Raw genomic sequence first — 21,181 nt, forward strand, 5'->3', positions numbered from 1 at the left:
TCAGGACGATGCCGCGTCAGTCCGTGCAGGTTGCGCAGTGCGCTCAAGCGGCCTTAGCGCGGCGAACTCCTCGGGAGTCAGGGTTTCCTTTTGCAGCAAGAGGCGGGCGCCGGCCTCCAGCTCGGGACGCAACCTCTCGAGCAGGGCTTTGGCTCGTTGCCACGCGTCGTCCAGCAGTGCGCGAATAGCGAGGTCGATTTCCCGCGCGGTCTGCTCCGAATAGTCCTTTTCGCCGGATTCGGGCACTCGCTCGCCAAGCCAGGTCGCATTGCGCCGCTCCAGAACCGCTTGGCCGAGTTCGCTACTCATACCAAAACGCGTGACGATTTGACGGGCGATGTCCGTGGCGTGGGCCAGATCATCGGCAGCGCCGGTGGAAATCTCCCCGATCACCAGAAATTCCGCCGCGCGTCCCGCCATCAGCACGACCATCCGGTCCTTGAGCATCTGGCAACTGATAAGAAAGTGGTCTTCGGTCGGTCGCTGCAAGGTGTAGCCCAGCGAGCCGATGGCCCGGGGAACGATCGAGACTTTGTGCACCGGATCCATGGCCGGTAAGTGACTCGCGGCGAGCGCATGGCCCATCTCGTGATAGGCCACTATCTGGCGTTCCTCGGGACGCAAGATGCTGCTCTTGCGCTCGATGCCGGCAACCAGTCGTTCCACGGCGGCGGTGAAGTCGACGAGTTCCACCACGTCCGCGCCGCGGCGGGTCGCAACAATTGCCGCCTCATTCACCAGGTTCGCCAGATCCGCGCCAGTGAATCCTGTAGTGATGTCAGCGATCCTTTCGCTATCGATAGTCGGTGACACGGTGATTTTCTGCAGGTGTACCTTAAGGATCGCTTGTCGGCCTTTGCGGTCCGGTCGGTCGATCAGCACTTGGCGGTCGATCCTTCCAGCGCGTAACAGCGCCGGATCGAGAATCTCAGGTCGGTTCGTCGCAGCCAGTAATACCACGCCTTCGCGAGGGTCGAAGCCGTCCAGTTCCGAGAGCAGTTGATTGAGGGTCTGCTCCTTCTCGTCATTGCCGCCGAACGCGCCAACTCCGCGCATTTTGCCCAGTGCATCCAGCTCATCAATGAAGATAATGCAGGGCGCGGCCTGGCGTGCCTGCTCGAACAGATCGTGGACCCGGGCGGCACCGACCCCGACGAACATTTCGACGAACTCAGAACCAGAGATCGAGAAAAACGGCACACCGGCCTCACCCGCGATGGCCTTGGCCACCAGCGTCTTTCCGGTGCCGGGCGGGCCGACCAGCAGCGTCCCTTTGGGTATGTGTGCGCCCAGACGGGCATAGCGGGCCTTATCCTTCAAGAACGACACAATTTCCATCAGTTCGAGCTTGGCTTCATCGATCCCGGCAACGTTGTCAAATGTGACGCCTGTATCCCGTTCGACAAACACCTTTGCCCGTGACTTGCCGATACTCATCAACCCTCCCAGGCCCTGCTTTTCGGCGAAACCGCGGAACGCAAAGTGCCAGACCACCGTGATCAGGATCAACGGTAGTAACCAGCCCAACAGCCCGCTGAGCAAGGTGTCTTCATTGGCGCCGCTGAATCTGACCCCCGAATGCGCCAGGTCCGCCGCCAGCGTCGAATCCACCCGGAACGTAGTGAATAGTTCGCGGCCGTCGATGGGCTCCAGTAACTTGCCGCTGATCTGGTCTTTCTCGACCCGCAGATCGTTGACCTTCTGGTCGTTCACCAGTTGCAGGAACTGGCTGTACGGAATGCTCTGCACGGCATGACGTTCGGCAAACCAAAACTGCACGAGTGCCAGAACAATGAAGGCGATCAGGAAGTACGAAAGGTTCCACTGGTGGTTGTTTTTCATGGTCTTGTCTCAACGAAGACGGTGGCCACGATGCAAGAGAGCAGGGCACGGTCGCCTTGTTTTTTTCTACACCTGAGTGGCAAAAAATCCTTGAGGAATATCAACAATGTCCGTTCGACGCCCGACTGAACGCCGCTGAAGACCATGCCGCGACCGCCAGGCTTCGTGCAGATCGAGCAGCCTATTGAGCGTGTCCTCTTGCGAGCAGCCATGCTTGCCAAGCCTGCCGGTATTTCTCATCTGCACATTTTTTGGCGATCGAGAACTTGAGCATGGTCTGTGAGGAAAAGGGTTCATCCAGAACGGAGTAGGCTTGATCGGTGAGACGATCAGCTTCAAGAAACAGCGCCTTGCAGTGTTTGATGGCGTCGCTGTCGGCCACATAAGGGTTCGTTGATTCATTGATGGGCATGGCCGCTGACCTTGAGCAGACAGGTAGTCGAGTCGGGGATGTACAACAACTGCGCTGTCCGGGTTATTCCTCACGGGACCAGCGCACGCTCATGCCATATTCGCTATCGCCCTGACCAGGGATGAGTTCAACCGGCGTATTGCCGACTTCTACATCTATCAGACCGGTGTCGGGACCAATATTCTGATGATGACAGTCATCAGTTTTCTGGTCGGCCTGTCGATTTCCGGTCAGACGTTCTACAGTTTCATTCTGGAAAACCTGGATAAGTTTGCCGCTTTGAAAGCCATCGGCGCCAAGAACCGGGAGATGGTCTACATGATCTTCTTCATGGCCATGTTCACCGCGATGACCGGTTATGGTCTGGGCATCGGACTGGTGACTCTGATGATCGTCATCGCACGAACCTATCTTCCCAACTACGCTGCGATCGTCACTTTCTGGAATCTGGGACTGGCGTTTGGTCTGGTGCTGTTGATTGCCGGGTTTTCCAGCTACCTGGGCATTCGCAAGGTGCTGAAGATCGAGCCGTTCGACATTTTCAGAGGCTGAGGCCCAAGAAAAAGCCCCTTGCCAGTTTTCCGGCAAGGGGCATACATCTGCGGATTCATTCGCCCTTGATCGGCACGACCTTGTCCGCTTTCATCGCTTCGGGCTTTTTCGGCAGCGAGATGCTCAATACGCCTTTGCTGAAGTGCGCATCGATCTTCTCGGCGTCGACCCCTTTGGGCAGGTTGAACACACGCTCGAAGGAACCATAGTGACGCTCGCTCAAGTAATAGCCCTTGCGTTTTTCTTCCTTGTCCTCTTTCTTTTCGCCCTTGATGATCAGGCTGCCGTTGGACAGTTTGATTTCGATGTTCTTCTGGTCCATGCCGGGCAGTTCGGCCGTGATTTCGAAGCTTTTATCCTTTTCGGTGATATCCACGGCCGGCATGCTGGGGGAGAAGACGTCACGCGAGAAGAACGGTTCTACATCAAACAGCCCGCGGCTGAAGGGTGACATCAATGATCCACGGTGAAAATCCTCGAACAGGTGATCAACCTGCTGCCGCAGCTTTTCGAGTGGGCGCCAGATATCGGTCGTCACGGGCACCTGACTGGATTTTGCTTCCGCATGTTCCTGCATCTTTTTCAAGGAATTGCTCATTTTCGGTACTCCTCTCGGATTGAAGGCGCAGCGTCGGACGTCCTGTCGGCGAACCGCGCAGACTGAAAGAACTCCTTACAGCGTCAACGTCCCGGACCACAGCATCCAGCCCGCATAGGCCGCTGCGATCCAGATGATGATCAGCAAACCTGTCTCGGGACCGCCAAGAGGCTGACCCTCACGGGCTTTCAGTGTGCCCAGGTAGATCAGTGAGCCAGGGGCGTAGAGCAACGCGCTGAGCAGCAAGTATTTGGGGCCTGCGGCGTACAGCAACCAGACGCAATACAGCGTGGCGACCAGCGCGATGGCCAGGTCTCGCACTTGCAAGGCGCGATGACCGGCGTAGGTTTCGCCCTGCCAGGTCATTTTCAATGCATACAGACTGCTGAGCAGGTAGGGCAGCAGGATCATCGAGGTGGCAAGAGAAATCAGTGCCAGGTAACTGGCGCTCGAGTAAAGCGTCAACAGCAAAAACAGCTGGATGCATCCGTTGGTCAGCCACAAGGCGTGGGCAGGCACGCCCCGGGCGGACTCCTTACCAAGCGACGGTGGCATGACCTTTTCTTTCGCCGGTGTGAACACCGATTCAGCCGCCAGCAGTGTCCAGGCGAGTAGGGCGCCACCGACCGAAACAATCAAACCGATGCTGATCAGCACGGCACCCCATGGTCCGACGGCGGCCTGCAGTACGCCGGCCATCGAAGGATTTTTAAGGGCGGCCAGTTCCGGTTGTTTGAGTATGCCCAGTGACAGCAGGGAAACCGCGATCAACAACAATAAGGTGATGATAAAACCGATGACAGTGGCGCGTCCGACATCGGCGCGCTCTGCCGCGCGGGCAGAAAACACATTGGCGCCTTCGATGCCGATAAACACCCAAACCGTCACCAGCATTGTGCTTTTGACCTGGTCGAGAGTGCTGCCCAGCCCCGGTGTTCCCCAGAAGTCCATGGCGAACGTGTCGCGCCGGAACGCCGCGATCACGAAGCCGATGAACAGCAACAGCGGCACAATCTTGGCCGCGGTGCTCAAGGCATTGGCACGAGCCGCCGTACGCATGCCCCGCAAGATCATCCAGTGCAAGGACCAGAGCACTACTGACGCGCCGGCAATCGCTGCTTTGTTATTGCCTTCACCAAATGCTGGAAAGAAGTAACTGAGCGCGGCAAACAGAATCACCAGATAGCTGACGTTGCCGATCCAGGCACTGATCCAGTAGCCCCAGGCAGAGTTGAAACTGAGAAAGTCACCACCGAGTGCCCGAGCATAGGCAAACACACCGTTATCCAATGCCGGCTGGCGGTTGGACAGGGACTGATAGACCAGTGCCAGCGATAGCATGCCTCCCCCGGTGATCAGCCAGCCAATAAGGATCGCCCCGGCCCCGGCGCTCGCCGCCATGTTTTGAGGAAGGCTGAAAATCCCGCTGCCGATCATCGATCCCACCACCAAAGCGACCAGAAGGCTCAGAGTGAGTCGCTTGGGCTCGGTTTTGGGTAAGCTGCCGGCCAGTGGGGGATGTTGGGCGGGGGTAGCGCCCGGTTGGATGTCTTGTAGTTGAGTAGCCATGACGTACCTCCACGAGACGGAATGGTCGGCATTGACCGCGAACGTCGAGGATTAATTTCGTCGAGAAGCGCGCATGTGTGTTTGATTAAAATCAACTGCAGGGAAAAAGCTGAGGGCGTCGGTTTCACAAGCTGCGGACGCATAGCTTTGAGCCAAAGGAGGGCAGATGTGACAGCAAATCCTCCTGCTCGAGGAGCGCTTATAGTTAGCTCAAGTAAATAGATGTTTAGTTGAGCTATACACGAAGCACATCGAAAATGACTGGGAAAGCCTATGAAACTAAGTCATATGACCGCCAAGGACGTGATCACTGCTCTGGATCTGGAACCGCACGTTGAAGGCGGTTTTTTTCGCAGAACCTATCAGGCCGACCACCGGGACATGCTCGAAACTATCGGCGGTCCGCGGTATCTGATGACGTCGATTTACTACTTGCTGACCGAGGAATCGCCGGTGGGCCAGTTTCATTTCAATCATTCCGACATCCTGCATTATTTCCATCTGGGCGACGCCATCGAATACAGCCTGATTCATGCAGACGGTTCACTACAGACATTGGTGATGGGTAGTGACGTCCTGGCTGGACAGCAACTGCAGTTCCACGTACCGGGCGGAATCTGGAAAGCATCCAGATTGCTGAATGGCGAGAATGGATTCGGGTTGATCAGCGAAGCGGTTTCACCAGGATTTGATTTCGCCGATATGGAAATGGGGAACCGGCAGAAACTCACAACGCAGTATCCACAGCATCGAGCGCTGATTGAAAAACTGACGCGTGACGGGGATTGAGCGCAGCATATTTCAAATAGAGCAATCTGCGAGCATCAAGGATCAGGCCATTTGAGAGCGCCGCAGGAGATAGAAATGGTGCGCGCAATCAGGCTAGCGTTGTAATATTTTGTTACGTGTAATGTATATTATGTTAAACTATACATTATGATGCCTCGGTAGAAATGTCAGCGTTTCGTAATCCCTGGACGGAAATTTTCTAAACCTGGAAACCGTGACCATCGGAAAATCAAGGCTTTGCCCTCCATCGCCTAACCCAGCGCTTCTCTGACCCATTTTTTGAAGCTGGACGATCTAGGCGTGAAAATCCCAGCTGTCAGAGCCAACTGATTCCCTAGCATACTCCTCTTCACGATCCATCAAGCGCCTCCCATCGGGAGCGTCCTGCCTGCCGACAAACGACGTCCGAAGCGTGCCATCCGCCTTCGAATGACCACCGGGATTCTGAGCTGGCCGGCCGTTAGCATTCATTGTCTACACTGACTCCGACAAATCAGAACCATGACTGCCCATGACCCGGACGCTGAGCCCGTTTCCGATCTTTCCTACCATGTCGACGTTCGTGCGCTGTATAAACGACGGCCTGGACTTCCCTGCAAACATTCACGTTTTGGAGCGTTTATCGAGGGTTGATGAGTCCTGTCTCCCTGTTGAGATGTGCCGTCACGCAGCGGACTTCATTCTGGAGTCGATGCGTATCAAGCGTACGCCTTGGCCTGGCCGATACTCGGATTACTCAGCCGTCCTCCAGATGGCCCTGAACTGGAGCTTTCTCGTAGACCGGCGCCCAATCACCCAATGGGATAATGTTACCTTCACGGAATTCCTGCGCTTCATTAGCCAACCGGATTACAACTGGGTCAGTCGCAGTCCGGCAGGCAGTCGATTCAATTCCGCTGGACAGCCCGTGCTCACTGCCCAGTCCATTAATCCAGCCTGGCGCCCGTGTTATCGGCGCGATCCTGACGCACCGATCGTGAGCACGGTGATGCGACAAGTGCGCGGCATTACCTACGGCTTCCTCAGTTACTTGAATCGAATTGGCGTCCGGGCACAGCCAGCGCCCGCTATGGCTAGATCTCCGGAAGTCCCCGATAGCAAGGGCTTGGAATCCGCTAACCTTTTGTCCCACGAAATTGATTGGTTATTCGCACATCTTCAGAGCAAGAGCCAGTTTGATGTTGAACTCCAGCTCTGCAGGTTCGTACTGGCTGTGGCCAGATACACGACGATTCCTTTGGCCGATTTGTCGCCAGATGCCCAGCATGTCGGTTTGTTGAGTCAATTTATGACTTATCCGCGATCACCTGAGCCTGGGGATCCGCCTCGCTGCAGCCCCTGGGTGTTCATCGACAACCCTGGAGCACCTCTGGAAACCCAGAGGCCGTTATGCCTTCAATTCGTCTTGATCCTGAAAGACTACGTTCAATCACGAGGGATTTCGATCGGGGAGGCACTTCCTGATGCTTACACACTACCGGAAAATCGATCATCGAAAGGAATGCCGACAGGAACTGTCCAGGCAATGATTCGACGGCTACGTGGCGCAATTGCTGAGGCAGCTAGGGGCGATAAAGTGCTTCCGAATGCCTCAGAAACCGCCCTGAAAATCGAGCATTTAACGTTCAGCCAGGTGCGGCGGTCGATGCGTGCCTTGACGATTAGGTGAGCGAGTGATTGCACCATCGCTTCCCTCCTCCTCTTAGCTTGCCTTGCACAAAAAGAGCTTGTATGAGCGTGGCTCTAGGAGCACGGCTGTCGTGAATCAAGCCGCCCGCTGAGCGTGCGTCTTGCCCCTGGCGGGCTTCCATCCTCATGCCTGCGCGCTCCACTTGCCTTGGTTGCTCAGGTCACTCAATCTCCCCAACGAGTCTATTACGCGCAGGGATACATCACCGCTGCGCGGCAAGGCGGATCGTTAAGGAGGATGGTTGAAATAGACACTCAAGACTGATCTTGCAACCTCAGATCACTGGCGGGCCTGGCTCCGGCTAACCCCACGGAGGAAGACGGTCAGGCTCTCCCAAAGGCGTTGCCGCAGACTGCGATGGCAAGTCTTGCCCGGCGTCGGCGTCCATTCCTTCTCATCCACTGGTCTCCCAAAAATGGCCTGGCCACAGCGTAGCGTGATCGAAAGAATAGTTACCGTACACGACGTAAAAAACTACGGCTACCTAGCAAAGCTTGCCTTTGATGTGGGTATCAGTACCCGTGGCCCGACATGCTGTATACATATACAGTATAATGCTAAAACCCGAAAAACCGACAACCTGCCGCCTCTGCGAAGCATTAAGCAAGAGGTAATTAAGCCTTTAGTGCCCGAAATATAGGGCTCCGAGCCCTCTTCATTGAACGAATGTGTGGTTGTTTATGGTTAGTGGCGCCCTACCCTTGGATGCTAGAAAGGTCAGCAAAACTCGGCGGGCAAAAGACAGCTGTATAAATATACAGATATCGAAACTCATCCTATCTGACCTCGATAGCGAGCTCTCCCCCCCCTCACCTCGCCGGCGCCGGTTGAAGCCCAGGGGCATTCAGGATCTCGATGCCAGTCCACTCCAGCTAATCACTAGATGATAAGATGGCCAGCATCTCATTTGCGCGAACCAGGTATGGCACGGCCTCCAAGGACAAAGGCAGCAAAAGCTCCCGCTTATAAATCGAAGAGCCGGCAGAAACAGGTCGCAAGCCCTATTTCTACGGGGGCGCGAGGCGTTGCGTTCGAACACCGTGTCCAGGCGGTGCGCCTACTTGCTATGTGCCTTGGCGATCACTGTGCAGGGTTGCGCGAGGGCTTTTTCATCGAGGGCTTACTGTTCCAAGGCAGGACGTTCGGCCATAACACCGACGATCTGGTGATCCAGGCTGTATCTCCTGGCACCGGCCAGAAAGCAACCATCAGGATGCAGATGAAGCGATCGCCTAGGGCGACCGCCAGCAACGAAGCATTCAGAGAATCTGTGGGGCTCGCGTGGCTCGACTTTAAAGCACCGACGTTCCAACGCGGTGTCGACGACAACCTGATTGTTTATCACGTTGCCAGCTCATCGCATATGGAGAGCGCTGTGGAGGTTGTGAGGCTTGCGCTTGGCTCGCTGTCACACGCTACCTGGTACACCCGCGTTCATGCTGAAGGGAGCAATGATCGAAACAGGGCTGCGTACGCGGCCATTAAAGCCGCAGCTGAGCACTACAATGAAGCGCCTGTCGCAGACGACGACTTGCTACAGTTTGCGCTTCACTTGAAGTTCTTCCCTCACGACCTGGATTCGGATCGTAGCCAAGACGTTGGATTGCAGAAGCAACTGATCCAGTACGCGTTGCCGCATAAGGACAGTGGCGCTGTGTGGGCGAAGCTGGTCGGCGTCTGTGCTGAGCTGAATTGTAGTGGCGCAGAAATCGACCTGACCTCAATCCATTTGCACTTGGAAGGGCTAGCTCAAGATTTTCACAGGTCGCGGCTTGTGCGTGACGCTATCAAAGACCTGAGCTTGGGCACCGTAGTTGTCAGCCAAGAGCGTCGCACACAGCTTGCCCCGTTAGCGGAGTACTTGGAGCCCCTGCTCTCAAGCAGCCGCCCTGCCACGAGTACCCTCCTCGCGGATAAACTTCCGCCGGTGAGCCCGGCATCAGATAACACCCTAGCCTCTCGCCAGCTTGATCGCGTCAGTCAATTCCACAACGATCATCGATACCGAGATGCGCTGGCGCAGTTGGAGGTGCTCGAAGACGGTCTCCCTACTTACGATGCGCACCAACAGGCCCGCTGGTATTTCCTGCGAGGGATGTGCTTCTGGCATTTGGCGGAGGACGTGAAAGCCGCGGCAGACCTCGAAATGGCTGCCAGCCTTTACCAGGATGATGAGCGTATCGCAGCCGGCCTTGTCCGGGCGTCGATGCTCAAGGATGACGTGCAAACTGCGATCCAGGTTGGACAGGAGGCCATCGCGCGTTTCCCGGACTCATACTCGGTCTGGGTTGCGCTGACCAATGCAAGGCTTCTGAACAGAGAGCAGCTGACGACCGAGGAGATACCTGAGGCATTCCGTGACAAGTCGGGAGCTTGGCAGTTGCTCGCCAGTTCAATGGCTGGAGCCGGAGATGATGAAGGCGCTGTGGATGCCATCCGGACAGCAATGGAGCAGTCAGACAGTTCCATTTTCATACTCGAAAACTATCTCCGATTTGTCCTTCGATTGGTCACTGCCAACCCTTTCCACGTAAACACACGATCACAGCCCGAAGATCGGCGTGCACTGATCCTCGATGCCATGTCGAGATTCAATGATCGCGAAGGGGTGTTATGGGCTGAGCAGAGCCCCAGGACAAAATCCGTAATCGTCTTCCACCTGGCTTATGCGCATTTGTTACTGGGGGAGCCAGCTGAAGCGCTGAGCATGATTGAAGCTGCCAGACAGCGTGGCGTTCCCGAGGATGAATTAACGGTCAGGGTGGAGTTAGAGGCGCTCTGCGATCTCCAGCGTCACAGTGATGCTGTTGCCTGCTGCGCTGATCAAATCCAACAGCTCCCGAATGAAGCGCGGGTGATCTTTGGGCAAGCCTGCCTGATCGCCAACAATCCGGAGATGCTAGCCGCGGCTTACAGTGCTCAGATCAGTCAGCCTGATTCGGATGACTCTCGCAAAGCGACCCGCATGCTGCGGCATATGCACTGGGAGTTGCTCCTACGCCAAGACCAGCACGAGGCTGTACGTGGTGAGCTCGCCCATCTGGGTATCACCCCGCAAAACAGCAGCATCTGTGATGGCGTGTTTGCTGCCCGGGCGTATGCGGGTAACGAGGCGATGCGCCAGGCATACGAAGATCGCATCGTTGGGCTCGCGCCGCATAGCAATGACCTTCTGGATCTATCCATGGCATCCCAATGGATGCTTCATGTGCGACGTTACAGTGACGCCATCGCGATGTTTGAACGCCTCCTTCCAAGAGACTCGTTCAGTCCCATGCACGTTGATTTGCTGCACTGCTACGCGCTCAGTGGTCAGAGAGCGAAGGTTCGAGACCTTTTGGAATCGCTTCCAGGGGAATGGCGACACTCAGCAGATGCACGCCAGGTGGCATTGAGTGTTTACGGCGAGGCCTGTGACTGGCCAAGAATGTACGAAATGGCTGAGTTGCTCGTCGCTGAAAGCCCTGGTGAGGCCGCCGGTTGGCTACTGCTAATTCAGGTTCTGGCGAATGAGAGCACTGGCAGAATGGATGAAGCTCTGGCCAGATTACCTGCACAGCTGAACGGCTCCGCTCAAGAACACTTGAAGCTGGCCAACGCAGAGCTCAGCAGAGGTCTGCAGGAGCGTGGTCTTGACCGTATCTACCGTGCGATGCGATTGAGTGGGGAGGACGTTGAAGCCGCAGCCGGTCACATTTCTCTCATGTTCCTCGCATCGAAAGAGATTGAGGCCGTCCATGCCCTTCCCTCCACAGTTGAGGAAGGTACCGCTGTCGAACTTGAAGACAGCGCTGGCAAAACTGGATATGTCTCAATCGATTTTTCCTCCGAGCAGCCACTGGCAACTGCGGGTGAGTTCGTTGCTGCGGACTCGCCACGGGCCGCTCAGCTGCTCGGTTTGAAAGTTGGTGATACCACAACCGTCGGCAGTGTGGTGGGTGAGCAGACGCTCACGGTGAAGCGGATCATCACCCTCCATCGACGCCTGATCGACCTCTCTTACGAGCGTGTGTCCAATTCGGTTGTCCCGAGCAAGACAGTCGTGGCAATGAGTATTCCAACGCGAGAAGACGGCGAGATCGATGCGTCTTTCTTCGTCGATCAACTAGAGCAAAAGAAATCTCAGGCCCTCAATACCATCAGCCTGTACGGTCAGCATCATGCCACCCTGGCCCTGCTCGCCCGTCTCCTGGGCACGGATGTCATTGAACTGGTGAGGGGCTGGCCTGATGAAGGGGCGCTTCTCCAGGTTTCGACGGGGTTAGGCCCCCACGATGTCTTCCCAACTGGCACGTCCCAGGATCAGGCATGGCTCATTGACCTGTCGATGCTGGTGGAACTTGCAACCCTCGGGTTGCTCGATGTCCTGGAGCTTTTCCCTCGTTTGTACGTCACAGCTGCCACCAAGCAGCTCCTGGACGTAAAGTTAGAGAAATCGGCCCACTATCGAAAGAGCGGCACTCTCTTTTCCCACGATGGCCAACTTGCCATGCAGGAGCTTACTGAGGACGCCTGGCGCAAGGATCGTGAGTATCTCGAATCAATCGAAACGGCTATCGAAGCATTCTGCCAGGTGGTGCCGGCATACGGGCCACTAGAGGCGTCCGAGCAGTTGCAGATGCTTGAGGACATCCTGGGCGATGAAGACCACGCAGTCCTGCTCGCTTGCCAGGAGTATGGTGCAGGGTTGTTGTCGATAGATGCTCGGTTACGCGATCTTGCCAGCATGCTGGGTATCGTTGGCGCGTCCACTCAAATGCTGCTGAGGGAAGTTCTACGGGCAGACGGGCTGACGCAGGAGGAGTATTCACGAGCCGTAATGCGACTCGTCATGACCAGGCGAAGCTTTGTTTCGGTTCGGGCGGTGGATCTCATCATCATGATGAATCAGGGGGAGACATTTGCGAATTTCGGCATCAACCGCCTGCGTAGCTACCTAGCTGAAGAACACCTCGCGTTCCACACTGCAGTACCCGTGCTCTTAGATTTTGTGTGCGGAATGTTCATGCAGGGTCGCTGCAACCTAGGTGTGATGCTCCAATTGATTGAGTTCTGCTTCGAGCCGCTGTTCAGGCACCCGCACTGTCCAGAAGGCTTCCGTCAGTTGGCCATTGAGCAGGTCTTCCTAAAATTCCACACATACAGAATCAGTCCCACGGCTCGTCGAGCCATAGAGCGAAGCCTGCAAGCGGCTGAACAGCGAGCGGAGCGTCCTTGCAAGCTGGTTAAGCTGAATGCGGAGATCACCTACGCCTTCGTAGTCCCATTCTGGTCAGAAGTAGCCCCATCGCTGTTGACTGCCACCCAGGTAGAGACCGGAAGTGAGGTGCCTGCGTTAGGCTCGGATGGGCAGCAAACTGAGGAGTGTGGCGCATGATCAGCTCTCGGCCTGCTGCCTGTTAGCCTCAATGGACGCTCGGTGTCGTCCAGCCATGCCGTTCCTGTTCGATGCTTCAAACGGGAACGGCTCTGAAGGTTCGGGTAGGATTGTGTTGTAAGTAACAGAAGACTTGGTGTGTCAGTTTTTGCCACTAAGGCCGCCGTAAAACTGAGCCCACCGCTGACCCGGCGTAAGGCCGCGTCGCTCACTGTCGGAATCGTGATAGCGTTCAATTTCAGCCGTCAGCAATCGCATAAATTCCTCCATCGTGACGACGCAATTTTCATCCTGCCCGTAAAAATTGAGCCTACGGTGGAGAGGATTGGTGCTGAGAGACCCGAAAAAGCGCTCTACCAAGCCTCTGCTCTGAGGCCTGCGGGATGGCTGCACCACCAAGTTCAGTCGCTCGCAACATTCTTTGAATGATTCGTTCCCATCTACCTCGCCCGCGTCAACGAAGTACCGTTGAGGTTGACCCCAGTGTACATACGAAGTGGTATGCACTTGCAGTGGTTGACCGAGTGATTGTTCCAAAGCCTTTAATGCCAACTCAGTGGTGTCTTCAGTGTCACCAACCGCGCTTCCTAAAATCCTCATGCTTGTGTTATCAAAAATCAATGTCACCCGGGGGCGACAAACCGACCCATCTTCAGCCAAGACTTGAATATCCGGCACGAACACCTCAAGCGAGACATATAAGGTTTCGAGCTGGCTGAAATTGGACTCGAAGGCTTCGAAAATAAGGCCAGCCCGACCAGCTTTTGCGTACCTAACGCTGCAAGTGGTGGCGAGTGTGTTTCTGTCTCCGTCTTTGCATGTGCCGTGGCACGCCAGTACCCAGTGATCAGACGTAGTCCATAACGTTGAAGGCTCGCCGTCATCGGTAGGATGTAACATGCTGAGGGTGCTTTCTTCCCACCCTTCTTCGATCAAACGGCGGCGGACATCGTCATGCGCATGCCGGTGATAAAAGTCCTTGAAGCCATGATAGACAGACATCTGAGACATTTTGCCCTCACGTATGATCATCTTGGCCGCTTGCTCAAGACCATCTAGGCATGCCGTCAGGAAGGGCTCTGAGGCGCCATAAATGTTCACTGCCCGTTCAGCACCCAGTTTAATGTTGAGCACCAGTGCTTCGGCATCTCCGAGACTATGACAGGGCTCAGCCACACCCTCCTCCTCAATTGATAGAGCAAAGGTTTCATACCCCAGACAGCCCGCTATCACTTCATTTAGCGCGGAGTAGTCCACTTGTGCATCTCGTAGGGCGAGAATGGTTGCGGCGTAATTAGTTGCCAGAGCAATAAGGGTCGTCATAGCTGCCTCTGTCTACAAAAACGGAATCGGCTAACTACCGATGTGGTTGTTTACAGTGCCGCCTTCACATGACTCATAAAGCAGCTATTTGGGGAGCTGCCCATCCTCATCCGTTTCGCTCAGATCGTCTGGACTCCTGGGTTCGAGGCTATAATCAAGGATGACGCCTGTTTTGGAGTCTTGATAAGTAATCAGTTTGCAGTTCTGCTCTGCCGCAGAGGAATCTGCGTCGGCGAACAGAGCATCTATAGCTGTGAAGTCTATCTCCACAACTATGGGATCATTTTTCATCTGACCTTCTCCATGCACTCATTGAAGCCATGTAGCAGACTTGCTCATTGGGCGTCGTGGGGTTGAGAGTAGGCCGTCCGCCAAGCCTGTCAAGGTGATTCTCATCGTTCGTCAATGGATAGCCATTGCAACTAAAGGCGCGGCGCGAAACTATGTAAGAATAAGATACTGTTAATGCGCCATCAATTTCATTAATAGTATGCTAAGTGTATTTAATAGATGAGGCTGCAATCCTCTTTCAGAATCAACGCGTTGCAAAGTGAGCCCCAGAAACAGCAAGAATTAGTCAACTAAGTGTATTTACTTCTTGCTGAGCGCATATCTCTCCGAGGGCTTTTACTGGCGCTATAGTGTAAATCTTTTGCGGTTGGCTTGTGAATTGAAGAAAACAATAAGCGCAGTCAAGGCTCTGCGGCTCTTGTCGTACAGGTTGAGGTATCTTCTAGGGTAGCGGCTTAGTTTTCCCGCTGCTGAAACTAAGCTGGAAAACTATGGATTGACCAGGCCGGCGCTTTGCTGAATAGCCTACGAGGCCGCTCAGTGTTGTCTGCCAGGAAGGTGCGCTCTCCTCCAATTTTCCCTCGATAGCGGTACAACGGCGACGCCCGATGAAAACCTAACGAAGCACGAATGAGGCTAGGCTAACCCCTCCCACCTGCTTGCAGCGAGCTGAAGCTCTCGGATTTGGCCGGTCGTCGATGCAGTGACCGGCCAGCCAGGATCTAACCAAAAAATGCGTCACTGATGCCGTTCAATGACCCCAAACTGTTGTAGGGTTTTCGCTTGAGATCGAATATTCACACGTAACGGTCTTGAAGTTTTCCGGGATAGCAACCGATCGCAGATAAGATACTTTTTTCCACTCGAACCCTGCAAAATCATCTAGGGTTGGAGCGACAAGAGCCAAGCGCTTGTCGGCGTCCAAAAATACCATGGTGGTTGTGGAACTATCGATGTTCGAACAAGGAGACAGTGCATTGAAATCTACGGAATGGGCGATCCTATAGATCATTTGAAATCTCTGGCCATCTTTGTCAATCTTAAAGTGCGCAAACAAAGTTATTAGTAGAAATGCGAGTCCTGTCACGACCTGGCAGGAAATTAGCATAATTCCGCTGCCATGATAAAGCTTTTGCGCGATAGAACTGATTGCCAGGAGAAGGCACCCAATACCAGAAATGAGAAAGAACAAGTACAGGAAGTTAACCATATGCAGCAAAGTAGTTGCTATCAAGGTCATCGGAAATGTACTAGATTCCATATGAAAAATAGTATTGATGTCCACCGATGCCTTTGCTCTGGCGACGTAACCTAGGCATGCCACAAAGAATGCCCATAGCAATAGACTGGACTTAAGATTGATGAGGCGGTTCATTAGGGTTACTTCCACCAGGCCTAGGAATACATAAATCGAGCCGAGTAGAACCCCGCACATAAAAATGGCAAATTTTTCGGGCTGAGGGTCGTCGCTGCTATTGTATGTGACTGCAATTACAAACATAACAAGGATTACAAGGGTTACGCCGAATAGAGCCCGAATGGCAGAATCTTTAGCTTTGTGTTCATTAGAGAGATTGGTGTGGAGACTGCTCAATGCCGTAAACCTTAATTAAATAGTTAATAATGGCCGCTGCAACGGTGAGAGTGGCCACACTCGGGAAAAACCAAGCCATGCTGACCCATTTTCAGAAGTGAGATTGGCCTAGCCCGTTACATGTTGAAAAAATGTGCCTCGCAAGAATTGTGCATCCCGACTAACCAGCCTTCATCAGCTTACTCACCGAAGCCAGCCTTCGCTTAACCCCAATTTTTGGATTCAAAGCCAATGCCTCCTCATAGACCCGGGCTGCTTCGGGGTACTGGCCCAACTGCTCGTGCGCAAGCCCCTGGACTTTCAGCGCTGTAGGCTTCCAAGCTAGGTTTTCATCTGCGCCGAGTGAGCGGGCACGCTGCACCGCCGCCAATACTTCTCGGGCGCGCTCATCCGTCAGGCCGACCTCCCCTAGGAGGCTTTCTGCTGCAAGAATGATGCGGTCATAGCGTGATGAGTTGAGCTTGGCATTACCCAGTCGGTCGGCATCTAAGAATCGACCGTCGATGTCGTACCGGAAGCTTCCCATTTCTGCGAAGACAGCCATGAGCTCCCCATTGTCCTCGTCCACTTCGTAGCTATCAGGCCATCCAGCTTCTGGAGAGACGCAGTACATTTCGACCCGACTGACCAAGTCGAACAGGAACACCTTGTTACCATGCTCGGTTGGGCTGTTGGCGGTAGCGCAGAATGCGTATTTCCCGTGCCTAGAAATGCCGCTGGTGAGAATATTTGCCGTCAGCTCTTTAGCTAAGATCATAGAACCGCTGGGATCGAAAACGTTGAACGTCCCAGACAGGGTGCTACCAAAATGCCAATCTTCCAGGCAAAACACGCCGGCGTCACAAACGTGGCCATTGTTTGGCCTAGGCATACTCCCATGGCAGACAACGGAACCGCTGCTCACATCTGCAAGCGCGTAGGCCCCTAAGCCGGATTCTCTGTGACCTCCCCGACCCGCTGACGGATCAGAGTCTCGCCAGGCGATCGCCCACTTCTTGGACTTTGACAGCTGATAGATGCCCGAAAAATCAAGCGATTCGACAGTGAGAAAAAGCTTATCTCGTCGGATTTGAGGAGCAGCCCGCAGCTCTGACCGAGCTTTGAGGGATTGAGCCTGAGCGGGCTGGTGATTTGCTGCGGTATCGGATTTGAAAGCTTTGGGTCTTTTGAACAGCCAGTTGAAAATGCTCATCTCCTACTCCTTTGGAAATTTGAGCGCACTGGGATGGAAGCAGGATGCGGCAAAAGGCCATTATAGGCATGCAGGCGCCCCGGGCAAGGATTGGATTTGACTCATGAGCCGAAGACAGCTCGCCTAGCAGTAGCTCGTTCAACTCACCCTGCGCAAATCGAGCCCTACTTTGATCTGATTCGCGACCTAGGCCTAGTCACGCCCGTTGCTCCATTCGTATCCTGGAAAGACCCAGAACGATAAGAACAAGAAGGAGCGCACCCCATGCCAAAAGCAATATTCACCTTTCGCACAGTCAAGTCCCCAACGGTAGTCGCGAGGTCTGTAACCATGCCATCGAGAAGAACGAGAGCCGCCAGCTCAGTAATTTTCAAGCGCTCGGTTACCTGCTGCGCTGGGTTGATGCGCTATCCGAAGATCCGGCAGATCTAGCAGGGTCAATCGGGGCCATGTTGGGTTTCGATGCGGAGGTCGCAGCGTTAGGGTTTGAGCCCTTCGACCCGGTGCACATACTGTCTGCGCCGACCTGGAAAGACCGCATGCGTGCAGCTTGGTGCGTGATCGGTGCGGCCGAGAGAACCAAAGCCCTGCAGCTTGATTACAACAAGCTGCATAATTACTGGCCCAATACAGATTTCTGTAGCTCGGACTGGGATGCCGAGGTCGAGCAATGGGTAGCTAAACTGGCTGCGTTCGATGTTAGCTGTGAATTTAAGATTTGCTCGGTGGTGGGGAGCCCTTCTCGGCCTCAACTGGAGTTCAGGAGCTAATAGCTGCCCCCCACGGCCTTGGGGCTGACAGGCCTGCAGGTAACGAACAGGTTGGGAGCAGAATACTTGATTTTCAGGCCTGCATCGCATCCGCTGCCCGAACCTACATACTCACTATGGAGATCTAAATTCCTGCTCCGTCCTGGACATAATCGAACGACCAGTCAGCAAGGCCCTCGCATCCATGAGCCAGATAGTCTGGTGGTGTTACTACACTTGGATCAGTCCCTACTGACAGTGCGGCAAGCCCTGCGCCCTGGGCCGATGGGAGTAAGCCGTCCCACCAGGAGATTCGAATAGCATGATTCTCGCAGGCCAGCGAAAGCCGCATCAACATATCCTCAAGCTTTGCCCCTCTGTTAAAGCCTTCCTGCATGGACTCGCGCACCCACTGACAGGATTGGTCGCTCGACTCATGCCAGGCGAGCACATACGCCCATCCGTCCTGCGTGGGGGCGGTAAAGAATGTCAGTAAGTCGAGCGCCTTGGTCTCTGGCCCGAGATCCTGAAGCTTGCGACCAAGAAAGTCATAATCAGGGAAAAGCAGCCCTGAGGCCTGCACCGAGCAAGGGGAGCTCGACCGAAAAACGATGAATCGAAACTCCGTGAAATTGCCTTGTGAGATCGCCGCATCGTAGATGAGCTTGTGTCGGTGGAGGTGTTGAAAACCAAATGCCTGCCCTTGAGCTGAGTCCACCAGCAATTGGCGGTTTGCCTGAGGTACGTCAGGGTGGTCGATCATCGCTGCTAGAGAGCGTGCGGCATTTTCTTTGACGAAATACTCACGACAAATGCTGCGGTAGGCATAGAGAGCTATCTGTTCGTGATCGAATGCCAGTGGTCTGTCATCGATCGGTGCGAACAACCTATTGTCGTGGTGCTTGCACATGCCGCGGAAAGTGGACACCTTGTTGATGCCCACTTTCTTCAGTTGAGGCTTACCCCCGGTGGATTTCAACGTGGTGAGATCGGCGGACAGCTGGTAGACATGACCTTGCTCTACGATCAGGTTGAGCTGGCCACCCTTCTGAATTGAATGCGCGGAGATGATAGTGTCGCAGCGGGCCCCATTTTCGTAATGGAGGCACCGCCCCCTGTTGCGTTGCTGCGCCATTGCTGTCTGATGCGCATGAGTGAAGGACATATTGATCTCTATTGAGGTGTGAACTGGATTAGCACTTGTTTCAGAATTGCGATCGCTGCTGAGGCAGCCCTCATTCACAGGCTTGGCGTAATCGTTCTGCGAAGAGTGGCAGGAAAAGTGCGGATTCAGCTACCTGCCACCAGACCTTGTTTTCATGCTCGTCGGTGGCTGCCAGCAGATCGTGGGCCAGAAAGACTTCAAACCCCGCCCGGGCGACCTTGTCCTCGGCACTGAACTCGTAAAGCCCCGCTTGGACAAGCAGCTTTTTGACGATCAGGGGCAATAACCAGGTGGAGAAAATGAGGTGATTATGGCGAGGCCAGATGCTTCCCTTCTCTCCATTTGCGGGGCCATGAGCTGCGGCGTTGCGAGCGGCACAGAAATCATGAACCCAGGCGTCGAGCGGACGATTTACGTTTTTGTCCCAGTGCTCGCGCCACCAAGATTCGTCCAGACTCCCTTTATGCCAGATAGGCGGGTTCGGTAGCTCATCGAAGTGTTCGTTGATGGCCCTGCGGAAGGCAGCTTTGTCATGTGGGACGTTGAGCAGCGTGTCTATGGCAACCCTCATCAGGATCAGCTCGGATCGCTCATCCATGGATGGGGCATCGGTGTTGGCCCTGAGAAAGGACACGATCGCCTCGTCTATGCGTTCCTTTAGTTCCCCGTCAGGTAGCTTGAGCAGTGCTTCGAGCAGTGGCGTGTCGATCGAGATCCCCGCGCGATTGTCGACGTGATACGGCCGAATGAATTTGAGCCCTCCACTCCCCGCCAGCATGTTTTGCGTTCCACCGTCACGCCGGCGGGTGGTCATACAGGAGTGAGCCGGTGAGGCGATATCAAATCGCTGCGCGACAACCTGGAGTGTGTCTGCGTTGTAGTACTCGGACGCTGAGCATAGCGATCGGCTTGCCAAAGCTGAGAACGCAAGATAGGAACTCTGCACCAAGCGCTGCTGGATCTGAGCGTCCGATACCTCCATGCCAGGTGTGTCATCGTTCCAGATGACAAGCGCTGCCTGATGGACTGGATGAGAGGGCTGAGAACCGAATCCCCGGTCGCCGTAGTTGCCCAGGACACCGTCGAAAGCTGCCTGCGGGATGCCTAGAAGCTCGCCAGGTAGCCGCCCACGTTCGTAAGGCACCAAGCACATGTCAGCGATCCGCAGCTCTTCAGTAGCCGCCACCCAAGGCAGAAAGAACACCACTGCCATAACCGTCCTCCCTTCACTATGCCCTGGGCTAAATGATCTTAGCCCACCGAGGAATGATCAACTGGGCCTGATTCTTTCCTCTGCACTGGGCGTATCGTGAGGTCTGGTCGAAGGCGAAGCAGATGGGAATCTACGGCTCTCGTGGTCGATCCGTTCACTCGATCGCCTTGGTGCAGCTGGGGAAAAACTAAGCCATAGCTTAGATTCTCTAGCTAACCGTGACAAAAAACGCAAAAACTAAGGTAAACCTTAGTTTTTAGATACCGACCTTGGGCAGTACGTTGCCCAGCCGATCTCGTACGAGGATCCCCCAGAGCTCAACATTTGCTAGGTCGTAGAGAACCATCAAGACTGCAGCTAGAGTCCAGAGCCCTAACGACAGATTACCCACTTACCTTCGCTTGCGACGGATGCGCTTGGGGTTCGAAGCGAGCCATTTCTGCCCCCCCCCCGGCTCAATCTCCAAACTTCCACCTAGAGGGCATCGTATAAGCAACTCAAGCACTAAACCCGTGCTCCAAGCGCCTCGATGACCGTGTCAGTTTCCAACCTGGTTGTGATCATGGCGGCAGGAGCTTTGCCGCCAAACGCTTGCAGCGGACGCGACATCCAGCGCTTGGCTGCATCAGAATCGCCGCTGTACAGCCTCTTTGCTTCGTCGAGTATTTCTAGGTAACGGTCGTGTTGATCGGGGGACAAGGCGTTCATCTGAAGGCTCGCTCCGCTTTGGTTGTTTCTCAGGCCGGGCATGTGGCTGTGCAAAGTTCGAATTATCGTCGATTAGTTGGCTATTATCTGCGGCCATTTGCGATGAGTCGGCAGCAC

General features: G+C 54.8%; 17 protein-coding genes. 6 read left to right on the plus strand and 11 right to left on the minus strand.

Translation table 11 applies throughout. The annotated features are described in order from the left end of the window. Both ftsH and CAF79_RS01605 read right to left on the minus strand, forming a co-directional pair. Complete coding sequence (gene ftsH / locus CAF79_RS01600; protein WP_085696132.1) at positions 1 to 1,842, minus strand: ATP-dependent zinc metalloprotease FtsH; 1,842 nt, start codon at positions 1,840 to 1,842, stop codon at positions 1 to 3. Positions 1,843 to 2,023: 181 nt separating this feature from the next. After that, a complete protein-coding gene (locus CAF79_RS01605) occupies positions 2,024 to 2,254 on the minus strand; it encodes a hypothetical protein (protein WP_085696133.1) in 231 nt (76 codons plus the stop codon). A gap of 186 nt (positions 2,255 to 2,440) precedes the next feature. Here CAF79_RS01605 and CAF79_RS01610 point away from each other — a divergent pair, with 186 nt between their 5' ends. Further along, positions 2,441 to 2,806, plus strand: coding sequence for an FtsX-like permease family protein (locus CAF79_RS01610; protein ID WP_256579209.1), 366 nt, complete (start codon positions 2,441 to 2,443; stop codon positions 2,804 to 2,806). A gap of 55 nt (positions 2,807 to 2,861) precedes the next feature. On the opposite strand, the gene CAF79_RS01615 is transcribed toward CAF79_RS01610, so the two are convergent. Next, entirely contained in the window at positions 2,862 to 3,350 is a 489-nt protein-coding gene (locus CAF79_RS01615; protein WP_256574627.1) for an Hsp20/alpha crystallin family protein, read from the minus strand. Between CAF79_RS01615 and CAF79_RS29375 the strand changes: the two genes are divergently transcribed. After that, positions 3,273 to 3,470, plus strand: a complete 198-nt coding sequence (locus tag CAF79_RS29375; protein ID WP_227235645.1) for a hypothetical protein — start codon at positions 3,273 to 3,275, stop codon at positions 3,468 to 3,470. The genes CAF79_RS01615 and CAF79_RS29375 overlap by 78 nt on opposite strands. A gap of 9 nt (positions 3,471 to 3,479) precedes the next feature. On the opposite strand, the gene arcD is transcribed toward CAF79_RS29375, so the two are convergent. Beyond that, positions 3,480 to 4,973, minus strand: a complete 1,494-nt coding sequence (arcD, locus tag CAF79_RS01620) for an arginine-ornithine antiporter (RefSeq protein ID WP_085696135.1) — start codon at positions 4,971 to 4,973, stop codon at positions 3,480 to 3,482. A gap of 288 nt (positions 4,974 to 5,261) precedes the next feature. Between arcD and CAF79_RS01625 the strand changes: the two genes are divergently transcribed. From CAF79_RS01625 to CAF79_RS01635, 3 genes are all read left to right on the plus strand, one after another. Further along, positions 5,262 to 5,762 (plus strand): cupin domain-containing protein, encoded by a 501-nt coding sequence (locus CAF79_RS01625; protein WP_256579210.1) that lies wholly within the window; start codon positions 5,262 to 5,264, stop codon positions 5,760 to 5,762. A gap of 511 nt (positions 5,763 to 6,273) precedes the next feature. Beyond that, the gene (locus CAF79_RS01630; protein ID WP_085696137.1) at positions 6,274 to 7,431 is read left to right on the plus strand and encodes a hypothetical protein; all 1,158 of its coding nucleotides are present in this window, start codon (positions 6,274 to 6,276) and stop codon (positions 7,429 to 7,431) included. Between the two features lie 1,114 nt (positions 7,432 to 8,545). Then, a complete protein-coding gene (locus tag CAF79_RS01635) occupies positions 8,546 to 12,829 on the plus strand; it encodes a lipopolysaccharide assembly protein LapB (protein ID WP_139832542.1) in 4,284 nt (1,427 codons plus the stop codon). Between the two features lie 141 nt (positions 12,830 to 12,970). Here the strand turns inward: CAF79_RS01635 and CAF79_RS01640 are convergent, their stop codons facing one another. The 4 genes from CAF79_RS01640 to CAF79_RS29380 form a co-directional block, all read right to left on the minus strand. Continuing rightward, a complete protein-coding gene (locus tag CAF79_RS01640) occupies positions 12,971 to 14,152 on the minus strand; it encodes a hypothetical protein (RefSeq protein WP_085696138.1) in 1,182 nt (393 codons plus the stop codon). 84 nt (positions 14,153 to 14,236) lie between these two features. Further along, a complete protein-coding gene (locus tag CAF79_RS01645) occupies positions 14,237 to 14,443 on the minus strand; it encodes a hypothetical protein (protein WP_085696139.1) in 207 nt (68 codons plus the stop codon). 751 nt (positions 14,444 to 15,194) lie between these two features. Then, the gene (locus CAF79_RS01650) at positions 15,195 to 16,037 is read right to left on the minus strand and encodes a hypothetical protein (RefSeq protein WP_085696140.1); all 843 of its coding nucleotides are present in this window, start codon (positions 16,035 to 16,037) and stop codon (positions 15,195 to 15,197) included. 160 nt (positions 16,038 to 16,197) lie between these two features. After that, positions 16,198 to 17,229: a M48 family metallopeptidase gene (locus CAF79_RS29380; RefSeq protein ID WP_256579211.1), complete on the minus strand. Its 1,032-nt coding sequence runs from the start codon at positions 17,227 to 17,229 to the stop codon at positions 16,198 to 16,200. Between the two features lie 449 nt (positions 17,230 to 17,678). Between CAF79_RS29380 and CAF79_RS29385 the strand changes: the two genes are divergently transcribed. Next, positions 17,679 to 17,999: a hypothetical protein gene (locus CAF79_RS29385; protein WP_256579212.1), complete on the plus strand. Its 321-nt coding sequence runs from the start codon at positions 17,679 to 17,681 to the stop codon at positions 17,997 to 17,999. A 124-nt stretch (positions 18,000 to 18,123) separates the two neighbouring features. Here CAF79_RS29385 and CAF79_RS01670 read toward each other — a convergent pair whose 3' ends face one another. The 3 genes from CAF79_RS01670 to CAF79_RS01680 form a co-directional block, all read right to left on the minus strand. After that, positions 18,124 to 19,143, minus strand: a complete 1,020-nt coding sequence (locus tag CAF79_RS01670) for a hypothetical protein (RefSeq protein ID WP_085696141.1) — start codon at positions 19,141 to 19,143, stop codon at positions 18,124 to 18,126. Between the two features lie 70 nt (positions 19,144 to 19,213). Then, positions 19,214 to 20,356: a hypothetical protein gene (locus CAF79_RS01675; protein ID WP_085696142.1), complete on the minus strand. Its 1,143-nt coding sequence runs from the start codon at positions 20,354 to 20,356 to the stop codon at positions 19,214 to 19,216. A gap of 504 nt (positions 20,357 to 20,860) precedes the next feature. After that, complete coding sequence (locus CAF79_RS01680) at positions 20,861 to 21,064, minus strand: MbcA/ParS/Xre antitoxin family protein (RefSeq protein WP_256579213.1); 204 nt, start codon at positions 21,062 to 21,064, stop codon at positions 20,861 to 20,863. Between the last annotated feature and the right edge of the window lie 117 nt (positions 21,065 to 21,181).

The organism is Pseudomonas sp. B26(2017) (assembly GCF_002113045.1).
In the GTDB taxonomy this organism is placed as follows: Bacteria; Pseudomonadota; Gammaproteobacteria; order Pseudomonadales; family Pseudomonadaceae; genus Aquipseudomonas.